Raw genomic sequence first — 12694 nt, 5'->3', positions numbered from 1 at the left:
TGATGAATGAAATATGGCAGGGATAAAGAAACATTTAGTGATAACGGGCTTGCTGCTTGTCTGCTCTTTGCAGATAGAGGCGCAAATTGACCCGACCTTGGCCGGGATGGTGTACCTCTATACCGAAAAAGCGGAAGACCAGTTGAAGGCCCAGGAACGGGCGATGCTGATGCAGACCACCGGGCACATCTGGACACGCGAGGAGGTGGAAGGAACGACCAACCTCCAGCGGCAGTTCAACGATTACCTGGATTCATTCCGGGACATCATCAGCTATGCGGCACAGATATACGGCTTCTACCATGAAGTCGGCAAACTGGCCGAAAACATGGGCAGCCTGAACCGCCAGTTGCGCAACCATGCAGGGAACGCCATTGCCGTGGCACTCACCCCGAACCGCAACCGCATCTATCAGGAACTGATATTGGGCAGTGTGGAAATCGTGAACGACATCCGGCAGGTATGCCTGAGCGACACCAAGATGACAGAAAAGCAACGGATAGAACTGGTGTTCGGCATCCGCCCGAAACTGAAGGCGATGAACCGTAAACTGCGCCACCTGACCCTGGCAGTGAAATACACCTCGCTGGCCGACGTATGGGCAACCATAGACGAAGGAACGAGGCCGCAAAAGGCGGACAAGGCGGAAATCGCCCGTGCCGCCATGCGGAGGTGGAAGAGAAACGGAGATTTATAAACGATATAAAAAACATCCATAAAACAATCATAAGGTATGGGAGGATGGACAAGAATACTGGGTTACGGGAAGAGGCTGGTCAATAATTCCGCCACCCGTTCGTTGGGCAGCGCCGTAACGCATCCCCAGCGCACCCTTGCCGGGTTCGGCCATGCCACCAAGGCTGCGGTAGTCGGAGGCGGCATGGGCTATCTGGCCTGGGAGAACATCGTGAACGACAAGCCGGTCGTGCGCAGCGTGGCTGACGTGCTGGTCGGCGAGGAAACCGTGGACAAGGGGCTGGAAGTGGCCGGACAAGCCGCCGGAGAAGTGAAAGAAGCCATTGAAGAGACCGGGAAATCACTTGACGGGGTGAAAGACGGCGTCCGCTCCCTCAACGAGACATGGGGAGGCATCGGCACGTTCCTTGGCAACCTGACCGGCGGGCACGGACTGGACATGTTCGGCAACTTCTTCGCCAACTTAGGGAAAGGGAACGTGTCAGGACTCGGAATGCTCGGCCTGGTGGCTTCCGCCCTGCTGGTATTCGGACGTTTCGGCTGGCTCGGCAAAATCGCCGGACTCCTGATGGGAATGATGCTTATAGGCAATAATTCCAAGGTGGAACGGGCACAGCCTTCAGGACAGACTCCGGATGAAGGACAGACCCGGCAAGGCGGAATGAGAAGGTAGGAGAAATTAAAAATTAAAGAATTAAGAACGCAAGACCTATATGGATTATACACAAGACATGAATCTCGCCTCGGCAAGCGGCTATTGCATGCCTTTCGAAGAACGGGACGGGAACGTGAAGCTCACATTGGGCTATGGGGAACAGACGCATCCCCGGACCGGGGAGAATTTCTTCCACCACGGCACAGATTTCGCCGTGAACCGTTACCTCCTGATGGCCGTAGCCGACGGCGTGGTGACCGGCATCGGCAGCAACCCCGTACACGGGCTGTTCCTGACGACCCGTTACGGAAAATATGAAGTGACCTACGCACACCTGGCAAGGGCGATGGTACCCTTCGGGGCCAGAGTGAGGGCAGGAAGCCTGCTGGCCATCAGCGGGAGCCTGCTGCATATAGGCGTAAAATATGACGGGGAGGAAATCAATCCCATAGACTTCCTTGCCATGCTGTACGGCAACCTGAAGATGACCCTGCAGCAAGGGCATGCAGGAATGCCCGACTTCGAGACACTTGAAATGGACATCCCCACGGACTATGACGACGACCGGGATGAAATCGGAGAACTGATGCTGCGGTTCTATCCCGACTACCTCTCGGAAATCGGAAGCGGGCTGTACCCTGTGCCGGAACGTACCGCCCAATCGCTGCGCAACATCTTCTCGCTGTCGGCCATACGCAACTATTTTTACGAGACTATCCCGTCCCTGGCCAACCCGCTGGGCATCAGCGCACGTGCCATGCCCATCGCCGCCAAGGTACAGAACCTGCTGATAGGCGACTTCCTGAATTACCTGGCCTTGCGTCACGGGGTGTTCCTCTCCACCACAGGGGAAAGCGGTAAAAAAAAAGACTTGACGAAGCCATAGCCGCCGGCGGTGTCACCGATCCGTTGGAAGGGCTGGAGATAGACGTGCGCAGCTTTGACATCCCGAGGCTGGTGACGGTATATCCCGACAGAGCGGGAGTCAGGTGGTGGACCAAAGCCTGGTTCAACAACAAGGAAGAGGGCGAGCCCTCAGTGGAAATCAGCCGGCAGACGGCGGTGGGCTTCCTGAAAGAGGAAATCGGCAAGGAGACGATGCTGGAGAAATACTATCCCAAGCAGATGGAAGCCTGCCGGAATGCCATTGAACAGACAAGGGAACAACTGATCAGACAACTCAACGCTTCGGTTTAGCGGGTTCGGACTCAAGTCCTTTTGAGCTGTGCCGGGCGAGAGATAGGACGAATGAAATTCAACATTACATGAGCAAGGAAATACGACATAGCGGAAGGTTTGCCGAGGTGGAATACTGCCTGCAGAAGTATTTTGACACGTACATGACACCGGTCATGCGCGAGGTGAAGTCCGGACTTGAGAAAAAACAGGCGGAAGAAATCGGCGAGTTCGCGTCAAGCCCTGCCGGACTGCTGCGGAGTTTCACCGGCGGTGTCACGGGGATGCCCGACGATACCGTGCAGTATCTGCGCCTGACGGGTGAATGGAACAGCAAGACGGCGGAGGACTACGTGGCGATGTGCCGTAAGCGTATCACCAGAGAGAAAGGCCTTGCGTCCGACCTGGCTCTGCTGGCGGGGGAATGGCGCAATGCCGTGGTGGCCGAAATCGGGAGGGAACGCTACGACGGGCTGTCCAAGAAGCTGGGCTGCGATTTGGCGTTTGCCTACGTTGACTATCGTGTGGAACAGATGATGATAGACCGGATGGTGGCCGACCGCATGCCCAAGTCTTCCGTGGAATACGTGCTGCGCAAGGGTATGGACGGCAGCCTGTTCGGTTTTGCCGGTTCCTTGCAGGAATCCCCGCTGGAACGGGAAATCAATGCCCGGAGCGAAGCCGCCTACCGGCCTTCCACCACGGAAAAAGTTGCGGGAAAAGCCGTGTCGTTCGGCGTGGATACGGTGACAACGGGCGGAGTCGCCTCATGGGCGGGACTGGCAGGCAATCTTGGACTTGAAGCTGCCTCTTACGGCGTGGAATGGTACCTTGAAGGCAAGGAAAAAAACGACGGTAAAGCCCTTACCGTAGAGGACTGCATCAGCCGGGGCGTGTTCGGTTCGGAAAAGAACGTGTTCACGGACTTCCGGAAAAAAGGCAAAAGTATTGTCTCCTACGAGAACGAATATATACTCTCCGTCAATGAACGGCTTAACAAGCCGATGGGCATCGCCACCAAAAAGCCGTTCTGGGCAGAGATGGCCGAACAAAGCCGGAAGCCGGGCAGTTTCGGATTCTCTCCGTTTCAATCCGCCATGACCGGGGAAGAAAGGGATGATGAACGCTACAAGGACGTGCCGATGATTGTCGCTCCGGGACAAGAAGATGAATACCTCAGGACGGTCGCCGAAGTGGAAGCACAGGAAAAGAAAGCACAGGAAAAGAACGGGACGGGCACCGAAGAAGAATCACAGGAGCAAACGCCGGAAGCGGGGGAAAAAACGGAGGAGACCGCACCAGAAGCCCGGCAAACCACCAACGAAAGCGGCTGGGACGGCCTGCTGCGTTCCTTCGGGCTGGACGGTATGGAAGACATAGGCAAGAACTTAGGATATGTCATCGCCATGCTTCCCGATGTGCTTATAGGACTGTTCACAGGTAATACCCGGTCATTCGGAGTAAAGGACAGCCTGCTTCCTGTAGCCTCCATCCTTTTGGGAATGTTCGTAAAGAACCCACTGCTGAAACTGACACTGATCGGCATGGGTGGCCTGAATCTGCTGAACAAGGCGGGACATGAAGCGCTTGATGACAGGGAAGCTCCCCCAAAACGGCTGTTCAAGCCATATCCCGACGAGCCGTTGAGTCCGCGGCTGGCGAATCCCGTGCTGCAAGGAAACATCCTGCTCATGGACATGGACGGTGTGCCATGCAGCATCCGGCTGCCTGAAGCCGCCGCTGAAGCCTGCCGTGACGGGGCTTTGCCCTTGAACACGCTGGCCAATGCCGTGCTTGCCAGACATGAGGAGACACGGCTTATGGCACAGGAAAACTACCGTATTTCAGAAAGGACATTGGAAGACGGCAAGGAAAAAGCCATGACGCTCAAATAACGAACACCATACATTTAATCCATTAAAAGATTTCCATACGATGAAAGATAAAAGCCCGCAAGAACAAGCCGCCGCTGAACGCGAGAAAGAGCTGCTGGCAGGAGCACTGGCCGGTGCGGCCTCCAGCGGCGGATACTGGCTGAACCCGACCGGGAAGACTGCGCCGCGGTTCTATCCGAAAGGTCCTGAAGTCAGCCCTTACAATGCCCTCATTCTGGGGATGCACGCTGACCGTAACGGGTTTAAGACCGCCCGTTACCTGACTTTCAACGAGGCCAGGCAACACGGGGAATCCGTGCTGCAGGGAGAAAAAGGCGTACCGTTCCACTGGTACAACTGGGAAAAGTATGTACACCGGAATAACCCTGATGACATACAGTCGAGGGAAGACTATCTCAAGCTGTCAAAAGAAGACCGTGCCCAATACAAGGGCGTGCGTCAAAGGGAGATCCGCACCCTCTTCAACGTGGACCAGACCACGCTGCCGGCATCCACTCCGGATGTTTACAAAGCATTGCTGGAGAACAGCGGCGGCATCAACGACAGGGGCAACCTGAAAGCCGAAGAGAGGCAGCTAAGGAGTGCCGTCAACCGGTTTGCCGCCCAAGTCAGGCAGTATCTCGTGCCCATTCGCAAGGACGCCACCGGATTTCCCCGTTACGACACGCAGAAAGACGCTGTCTATATGCCCGACCGGAAGCACTTCACCACCTACGAGGACTATGTACGGGAACTGGTGCGGCAAGTGGCCGGTGCGACCGGTCATCAGCAAAGGCTGGCACGTGAAGGCATGGTGATGCAGGGAGGCAAAGCCCCGTCAGAGGATGCCGTGAAGTTCGAGAGACTGGTGACGGAACTGGCTGCGGGCGTGAAGATGATGGATTTCGGGCTTCCGGCCAGACTTTCCCCGGACAGCCTGCCCCTGGTGGATTACTGGACGAATGAGCTACGTGAAAATCCCACTTATCTGGAAGCTATCGAAACGGACGTAAACAATGCCGTGAACGTGATGCGCAAAGCCGAGCAGGGAGAGAAAATAGAATACGCCGCCTTACGGGATCACAGGCGCACCACGGAACTGCGTGACAAGCAGAAGCCACAGGTCGATTCACGGGAGAGTGCCGTTCTGCTCGACATCATCCGCAAGGGCGGCATGGGCGTGGACGGACGGAACTTCCCCTCGCAGGCGGAGAAACAGGCTTTCATGGAGAAGTTCAGCCTGGAATACTACGACAGAAAAGTGGAGGAAGCCCTTGCCGGAACATCGAACAACGACCCGGAGGTGGTGGAACTGGCCTATACGGAAGCCCTGACCTACGGGGCGCAGATGGCCGATGCCTGCAGGGAGTACATGCCTTCAGAATGGAATACCAAAGGAAGCTATTTCATAGCTGACCGCCTGAAAGAGCTGCCCGACCGTTCCGCCAGGGAGATGGTACTCGTGCGCGACAGGCAGTCCGGCATCGTGGACGTGGTGCTGCCAGGCGGGGCGATGGAGGGCGGCCATGTGGTATTACCCGGTGGGGACAAACGCCCATACCGGCTGACGCCTGACGAGGTAATGGATGCCAAAGAACGCTCGGAAAGGCAGGCAAAGACGATCACCAACAACATACCCGGCTTTTCCAAACAGCGCATTGAGAGTGCGCTCCGGGCAGAAGGAGCAACCTACGTCCGGTTTTACAACAAGGAAGGACTGTTGGGTTACCGTCCTGACGACAGCTACTTTGAAGGAAAGGACGTATCAACAGCCAGGCTGGAAGGAAAGGAACTGAAAAACCTGTCCCGTGTCAATGTGACTGAAGCCGTAGAGAAAGCCACCACCGTACAGTTCGACAGCATTCAGATGCTGCGCGACGATGACAAGCGGTGGGCGCTGTACCTCAAGCCCCACGGGGAAGAATCCTTCAGCGTCTATCCGGACAAGGAGGACATCAACCGCTTCTTCTCCACCATCAAGCAAGGGCAGCAGGCCGCCTCCGGCGAGGTGCGCAGAAGTCTGGCCAACAAATATTATGCCCTGGCAAAGAACCAGCCACACCTGAAGGTCGACCTGTTCGGAAATGATGAAGTGACCGCCGGTTTATCCAAAATCAGAAGGGTGAACATTTTCCGCACCCGGGATGAACGCATCCTGTGTGCGCCGGTCATCGACGGCATCGAGAAGGTGCAGCCACGGGAAGTCACTCCCCAGCAATGGCAACGTATGTGGGTGGCGGAAGACAAGGCCGAGTACAAGACCCGCCTTGCCGCCAGATTGTTTGCTGACGTGCTGCAACAGGAACAGGTGCAGGAAAACCGGCAGGAACCGCCTTCGGCTGTGGAGCATGAAAAACAGGACCAAACCGGGCAAAATGCGATGGACGGGGCTTTGGCGGTTTACCTGAAACAGTTTGAGAACCTGAAAGAGAAGCATCCGGACGCCTTGCTGTTGTTCCGGACAAATGACAACTACGTGGCATACAGACAGGATGCGGAAGCGGCATCACAAGTCTTAGGACTTGAAAGCCGTCAGGTGTCCGGCCCTTCGGAAAACGAGAAAACGGATACGCTGTCGTTCGCACTCTCTGACCTGGATGTTTACCTGCCCAAGCTTATACGGGCGGGGAAGCGGGTAGCCATTTGCGAGCAGGTGGATGTCAACATGACGGAGAACAGGCAAAAGGGAAATACGACAGAGGAAGTGCGTGCCGGCCGTGGCAGGTGACAGAATGTCCGGAGCTGATAATTGTATTGACTATATTTAAGATAAGAAGAAAATGGCAAAAAACAAAAACCAGATTTATGCGGAAGAATATAAGTCCTACGCGATGGAGCAGATGCGCCGTTACGGCATCCCTGCCTCGGTGACATTGGCCCAGGGTATTTTGGAAAGTTCCAACGGGGAAAGCACGCTTGCACGGGAAGAAAACAATCACTTCGGCATCAAGGCCACGCGGAAATGGCTGGAGGACGGCGGGAAGTACGGCGTCTACACCGATGACCGCCCCGACGAGAAGTTCTGCAGCTATGACAGCGTAGCGGAATCCTACGAACACCATTCACGGTTCCTTTTTGAAAACAAACGGTATGCGGCCTGCTTCCGTCTGGAAGCGGACGATTATGAAGGATGGGCCAAAGGACTGGAACGTGCCGGGTATGCCACAGGAGGGAACTATGCCGCTTCGCTTATAAAAATCATTGAACGGAACGGGCTTGACCGGTACGACCGCCAGGTGATGGAAGAAATGAGGGCGCAAGGGCATGTACCGGGCGAGAACAGGGAAGAGCTTCCCGCCCTTGAGTCATCCGGTTACGCCTTCCCGTTGGAACGGCAGGAATTCCTTATGGTAACGGTGCCGTTCGGCACACAGAAAGATATAGGCCTGCAGGCAGACCATGAATCCGTGCTGGCCACGGAAAACAAGGGCAAGGTCGTGTCCGTCGCTCCGGACGGGAAATCCGTCGCCGTGGAATATGCACGTGATGACGGGACGGCTTACCAGGTCTGTTACAAGAACCTTGCCTCCGTCAAGGTCAAAGCCGGCGATACGGTCGATGCCGGACAGGCAGTCGGTGTTTCGGGAGACAGTCTCCGTATGGAAGTGGTGCAAATCCATACTGACGGCACCAAACGGAGTATCGACCCTGCAGCCTATCTGGCTGAAATTGCGCAAAAAGGAAACATCAGCCTGCAACTGCTGCATGAGGGTAAGGACATGCTGGCCAAATACAAGGATACTGACGGACAGGCCGTAAACACGGAACTGTCGCCGGAAGAATGGATGAAAAAACTGCTTTCCTCGGAGGACAGCGGCGTCCGTCAGAGTTACGGAACAGACCCTGTAGTGGAAATGGCCGTCACGATGTTCACCTCGCTTATGGCACTGGCCTTGCAGATTGACAACAAGGAAGAACGGATGCGGCAGGCGACGGAAGCGGCATTGGAACGACGGATAGACTTGACACGGCTTGTCCCCTCCCTCAAGGAGTGCGAGCTGGAAATACAGGACGGAGGCCGTCCCTTGCTGCATATCGACAACGGAAGCGGAAGTTTTACCCATGAACTGACCGCAACGGAGATGAACCGGCTTTCACTTGTCCTTGCGGATAAAAATCTGACAGCAGAAGAAAAACGCAGGCAGGTGGCATCGCTGGTGAACGGCGTGGCCCTCTCCGGTCAGATGTCGCAGAACTACGAGCAGGAGCTGGAACAGAAGAACCGGCAAGACGAAAGCCTGCAAATAAGATAAACGAGAATTGATGTATCATTATAAAATACGTAAATCATGATCAAATGCAATGTAACCATCAACGGTACGGTCAGCCGTCCGGCGACCGTGCGCACGAGTTCGGACGGGCGTGAATTCACTTGTTTCACCGTCAAGACAACCATTCCGGCCAAATCGGGTGCCGGCAAACAAGTGGAAGTGTCTGTGTCAATGGATGGACAGGGAACCGCCCCGATTACCGTCGGTGCAAGGATCGGGATGCAAGGCACGCTCACCTTCCGCAAACGTGGAGAAGCCATGTACCTAAATTTCCATGCCGATACCTTGGATACCTCCACCTCACAGGACAAGGATGCCATCACGGGCAGTATCGAGTTCAGGGGAACCGTCGGCAGGCAGGTGGAGGAAAAGACCGACAAGAAAGGCTGCAAGTATCTTGTGTTTTCAGCATTCAGCACTGAAAAGGACGGTGAGACGTTCGCTTTCACATGGGTGCGCTTTATCCGCTTCTCGGCCGAAAAGGAGGCGTTCCTGGCACCCAGATCGGGTGTCATTGCCAAGGGGAAACTGGAACTGTCGGCCTATCTGGACAAAATCAATATCGGCTGCAGGGTGGAAGAATTAAATGAATGGGTAAAACAGGAGAACCATAACCGGACACAGGAGTAGAAATGGCGAAGAAGAATGATTACCACAGGGACGGCCCGTCAGCTGAAGACCGGGCGTTGGAAAGGTTTACCGAACTGATGATTGAGAAAATATCCACCCTGCAAAAGGACTGGTCGAAGCCTTGGTTCACCGAGGATATGATGAAATGGCCGAAGAACCTTTCGGGCAGGGAGTACAACGGGATGAATGCCCTCATGTTGGCTTTGGAATGTGAAAAACAAGGCTACGAAATCCCTGTGTTCTGCACCTTTGATGCTGCATTGTCACTCAATTACAGCAAGAAGAAGGACGGCTCGCGGCAGCCTTTGGTGGACGGAAACGGCGAAAGGCTGCCTTTGGTGTCCGTGCAGAAAGGCGAGAAAGCCTTCCCGGTTTTCATCACCACCTTTACCGTGGTGGACAAGGAAACGAAGGAGAAAATAAAGTATGACGATTACAAACGGCTGTCAGACGAGGAGAGGCAGCGGTACAATGTCTATCCGAAGATGAACGTATATAACGTGTTCAATGTGGACCAGACCAACCTCCGGGAAGCAAGGCCGGAACTGTACGAGAAGATACGTTCGGCCAATGAGCTGAAACCGCCCGGGAAACTGGAGGGTAAGACTTTCTCGTTCGCCCCGCTGGACGAGATGGTTGACAAAGGCTTGTGGGTATGCCCCATCCGCCCCATGCACCAAGACCGGGCGTATTACAGTATCAGCAAGGACGAGATAGTCATTCCTGAAAAGGCGCAGTTCGTGGACGGGGAATCCTATTACGGCACCATGCTGCATGAAATGACCCATAGTTCGGGGCATGAAAGCCGGTTGAACCGTTTGAAACCCACCGCGTTCGGGTCGGATGAGTATGCAAGGGAGGAGCTGGTGGCAGAATTGGGCAGTGCGATGTTAGCTTCGCGCTATGGCATGGCCAAGCACGTAAAAGAGGAATCGGCTGCTTACCTGAAATCGTGGCTGGGCAGCTTGCAGGAGTCGCCGGAGTTCCTGAAGACGACCTTGTTCGACGTGAAAAGGGCAACCTCGATGATTTCGCAGCGAATCGAGGCCGTACAGGAGCGCATTGAGGCGAAGCCTGACCTGATGGATGCTGACGGTGACGGGAACACACTGGAAGTGGCCCACGAGGAAAGGGTGCCGGTGGAAGCGTCGGCAGAGGAACACGTGCCGTTCCGCAGGGGACGGTAGGGCTTTTCCGCATTGCCGTGCGTCCGGTGTGGATGCACGGCGATGCGGGCTTGTCATTTCCCGTTCCTTTCCAGATATTCACGCATGGCTTCGTTCACAATCTCTTTCAGAGACATGCCCTTTTCAATGGCAAGGTATTTCATCCGGGTATGGATGCTCTTGTCCATTACAAAATTACAGTGGACGGCCGGCTCTTTCTTGCCGGGAGCAGCCCCCGCCGGTTTTTCCGTGCGGCTCTTCGTCGTCGGGGAAAGCAGTCCGTCCAGTCCGCCTTTCATGCTGTCTTTCAATAAATCACTTTTGCCCATAACCGTTTATTTTAGTTTCTTCATTATTTCCCCGGCCAGCGACATATAGTCTTTCGCACCATTGGAATTATTGCTGTACTCAAAGATACTCATACCTTTAATCGGAGCTTCGGCCAATGAGACATTATCCCGGATAACAGTATCAAACACCTGTTTGCAGAATGATTCCTTGATAAGTTCGGATACGCTTTTATTCAGGGTCTTCCGCCGGTTGAACTGGGTGATGACAATCCCGCCCACACGGAGGGCGGGATTCAGACGCTCCTGCACGATGCCGACCACGCTCATAATCTTGGCCATACCCCGCATGGCAAGGAATTGCGCCTGCACCGGAATGACCAGATAGTCAGAGGCGGTGAGTGCGTTCAGCGTAAGCAGCCCCAGGGATGGAGGGCAGTCTATAATGATATAGTCGAATTTCGGCTTGTCGGGCAACTTGGCTATCAGCCCTTTCAATATCAGCTCACGCCCCGGTTCGCTGATAAGCTCGGATTCCGCCGCTGAGAGGTCAAGACAGGATGGCGAGACTGTCACTCCGCTTTCTGTCTTTACCAATGGCAAAGGGTATTCACCGGTCATCGCCCCGTAAACGGTGCGTTCTTCCTCTATCGACAGACCGAATGATTCGGTCAGGTTGGCCTGTCCGTCCATATCTATGGCCAGTACCCGTTTTTTCATACGTTGCAGGGCTGCCGCCAGATTGACGGCGGTTGTTGTTTTCCCGACCCCGCCCTTGTGGTTGAGTATTGCAATGATTCTTGTCATATTCAGTTGTCCTTACTGACTACAAAGTTAATACTATTTTTCGTAAATACTACAGTTAGTAGGTACTATTTTACTAATATACTACTATTCGTATTTTAGGCTATTCGTATTTTAGTAATCGCTCCTTCACTAATAATAATACTTCGTTAAATTAACATCTAATCCGTTGACAACAAACAAGTTAATTAATAAAGTTTAGCAGAATAAAATAGGTCAAGTGGCTGATTTTCATTACCTTTAATGGTATCCTACCACACATTAAAGCAATGAACAAAACAGCACTTGACCAATATGAGGAAATCGTAACCGATGCTTTGAAAAATTGCTCGGTAAAGTTACGCAAAAGTTTTAAAACAGCATTCATCCAACTCATGATTTTGTATATGGTACTGCCAAGAAAGATAAATTTCACCCAAATGGGCCGTTACTCGGACAGCTCGGAACAACGCTTCCGGCAGTTGTTCGAACGTCAGTTTGACTGGATGCAGTTCAATCTCTTCCTTATGCGGCAGCGGTTTGGAGAAAGTTCCAGGAAAGCCATTGCCATAGACGCAAGCTATATTTCAAAGTCGGGAAAGAAGACTCCTTATATCGGCAAGTTCTGGTCGGGATGTGCTTCTGCGATGAAACGGGGATTGGAAATTCTCGGTATCGGCATTATTGACATTGACTGCCGGGACTGTATGATGCTACGTGCGGAGCAGACACCGGACAAGACGTATCTGGAAAAGCAGGGCGAAGATTACAACCTTGTGGACTGGTATCTTGACGTGCTCCGCAAACACAAGGACAAGCTGCTTCGCATAACACGTTATGTCGTTGCAGACGCATGGTTCTCAAAGGCGAAGTTCGTGGGTGAAGCCTGCCTGCTGGGATTCCATGTCATCAGCCGCCTGCGTGACGATGCCGCCTTGTGGTATGCACATGACGGTGTCCGCACTGGCAAACGGGGACGGCCGCGCATCAAAGGCGAGAAGATTGTTTTTGAGAAACTCGACCTTCAGCGTTGCGAAATTCTCGACATTGAAGGAGGAAAGGCTTACTCAGTCAAAGCCTATTCAAAGGCAATGAAACGCAACATCAAAGTCGTGGTTCATTATCCGGGATCAGGAGGACATAAAATTTATTTCTC

11 protein-coding genes and 1 pseudogene are annotated in these 12694 nt (G+C 53.9%); 10 read left to right on the top strand and 2 right to left on the bottom strand.

Annotated elements, in window-relative coordinates:
- Positions 1-13 precede the first annotated feature (13 nt).
- The 9 genes and pseudogenes from B5F25_RS14425 to B5F25_RS14385 form a co-directional block, all read left to right on the top strand.
- Positions 14-697 carry a hypothetical protein gene (locus tag B5F25_RS14425; RefSeq protein ID WP_087250341.1) on the top strand — a complete coding sequence of 228 codons (684 nt, stop codon included), beginning with the start codon at positions 14-16 and terminating at the stop codon, positions 695-697.
- Between the two features lie 36 nt (positions 698-733).
- Positions 734-1369: a hypothetical protein gene (locus B5F25_RS14420; RefSeq protein ID WP_087250339.1), complete on the top strand. Its 636-nt coding sequence runs from the start codon at positions 734-736 to the stop codon at positions 1367-1369.
- A 40-nt stretch (positions 1370-1409) separates the two neighbouring features.
- Positions 1410-2237 carry a M23 family metallopeptidase gene (locus B5F25_RS14415; protein ID WP_087250337.1) on the top strand — a complete coding sequence of 276 codons (828 nt, stop codon included), beginning with the start codon at positions 1410-1412 and terminating at the stop codon, positions 2235-2237.
- Positions 2238-2260: 23 nt separating this feature from the next.
- A complete protein-coding gene (locus B5F25_RS14410; protein ID WP_087250335.1) occupies positions 2261-2548 on the top strand; it encodes a hypothetical protein in 288 nt (95 codons plus the stop codon).
- Between the two features lie 68 nt (positions 2549-2616).
- Positions 2617-4422: a hypothetical protein gene (locus B5F25_RS14405; protein ID WP_087250333.1), complete on the top strand. Its 1806-nt coding sequence runs from the start codon at positions 2617-2619 to the stop codon at positions 4420-4422.
- A gap of 40 nt (positions 4423-4462) precedes the next feature.
- On the top strand, positions 4463-7129 hold the full coding sequence (locus B5F25_RS14400; RefSeq protein ID WP_087250332.1) for an ArdC-like ssDNA-binding domain-containing protein: 2667 nt from the start codon (positions 4463-4465) through the stop codon (positions 7127-7129).
- Between the two features lie 52 nt (positions 7130-7181).
- Complete coding sequence (locus tag B5F25_RS14395; RefSeq protein ID WP_087250330.1) at positions 7182-8654, top strand: glucosaminidase domain-containing protein; 1473 nt, start codon at positions 7182-7184, stop codon at positions 8652-8654.
- Between the two features lie 36 nt (positions 8655-8690).
- Positions 8691-9302, top strand: coding sequence for a hypothetical protein (locus B5F25_RS14390; protein WP_087250328.1), 612 nt, complete (start codon positions 8691-8693; stop codon positions 9300-9302).
- 2 nt (positions 9303-9304) lie between these two features.
- Positions 9305-10369: pseudogene (locus tag B5F25_RS14385) on the top strand (zincin-like metallopeptidase domain-containing protein); the annotation flags it as partial.
- Between the two features lie 173 nt (positions 10370-10542).
- Here the strand turns inward: B5F25_RS14385 and B5F25_RS14380 are convergent.
- Complete coding sequence (locus B5F25_RS14380; RefSeq protein WP_087250324.1) at positions 10543-10797, bottom strand: hypothetical protein; 255 nt, start codon at positions 10795-10797, stop codon at positions 10543-10545.
- Between the two features lie 6 nt (positions 10798-10803).
- Positions 10804-11562: a ParA family protein gene (locus B5F25_RS14375; protein ID WP_087250322.1), complete on the bottom strand. Its 759-nt coding sequence runs from the start codon at positions 11560-11562 to the stop codon at positions 10804-10806.
- Positions 11563-11828: 266 nt separating this feature from the next.
- Here B5F25_RS14375 and B5F25_RS14370 point away from each other — a divergent pair.
- On the top strand, positions 11829-12694 hold an 866-nt coding region (locus tag B5F25_RS14370), incomplete at its 3' end, for a transposase (RefSeq protein WP_087250320.1).

The sequence above is a fragment of the Bacteroides sp. An19 genome (assembly GCF_002160215.1).
Lineage (GTDB): Bacteria > Bacteroidota > Bacteroidia > Bacteroidales > Bacteroidaceae > Phocaeicola > Phocaeicola intestinalis.
The sequence above is the reverse complement of the archived record's forward strand: the minus strand, read 5'-3'. Positions and strand labels throughout refer to the sequence as shown.

Coding starts and splice junctions, on each gene's coding strand:
- B5F25_RS14380 (WP_087250324.1), bottom strand. CDS start 10,797: ATGGGCAAAAGTGATTTATTGAAAGACAGCATGAAAGGCGGACTGGAC.
- B5F25_RS14375 (WP_087250322.1), bottom strand. CDS start 11,562: ATGACAAGAATCATTGCAATACTCAACCACAAGGGCGGGGTCGGGAAA.
- B5F25_RS14425 (WP_087250341.1), top strand. CDS start 14: ATGGCAGGGATAAAGAAACATTTAGTGATAACGGGCTTGCTGCTTGTC.
- B5F25_RS14400 (WP_087250332.1), top strand. CDS start 4,463: ATGAAAGATAAAAGCCCGCAAGAACAAGCCGCCGCTGAACGCGAGAAA.
- B5F25_RS14420 (WP_087250339.1), top strand. CDS start 734: ATGGGAGGATGGACAAGAATACTGGGTTACGGGAAGAGGCTGGTCAAT.
- B5F25_RS14395 (WP_087250330.1), top strand. CDS start 7,182: ATGGCAAAAAACAAAAACCAGATTTATGCGGAAGAATATAAGTCCTAC.
- B5F25_RS14415 (WP_087250337.1), top strand. CDS start 1,410: ATGGATTATACACAAGACATGAATCTCGCCTCGGCAAGCGGCTATTGC.
- B5F25_RS14405 (WP_087250333.1), top strand. CDS start 2,617: ATGAGCAAGGAAATACGACATAGCGGAAGGTTTGCCGAGGTGGAATAC.
- B5F25_RS14390 (WP_087250328.1), top strand. CDS start 8,691: ATGATCAAATGCAATGTAACCATCAACGGTACGGTCAGCCGTCCGGCG.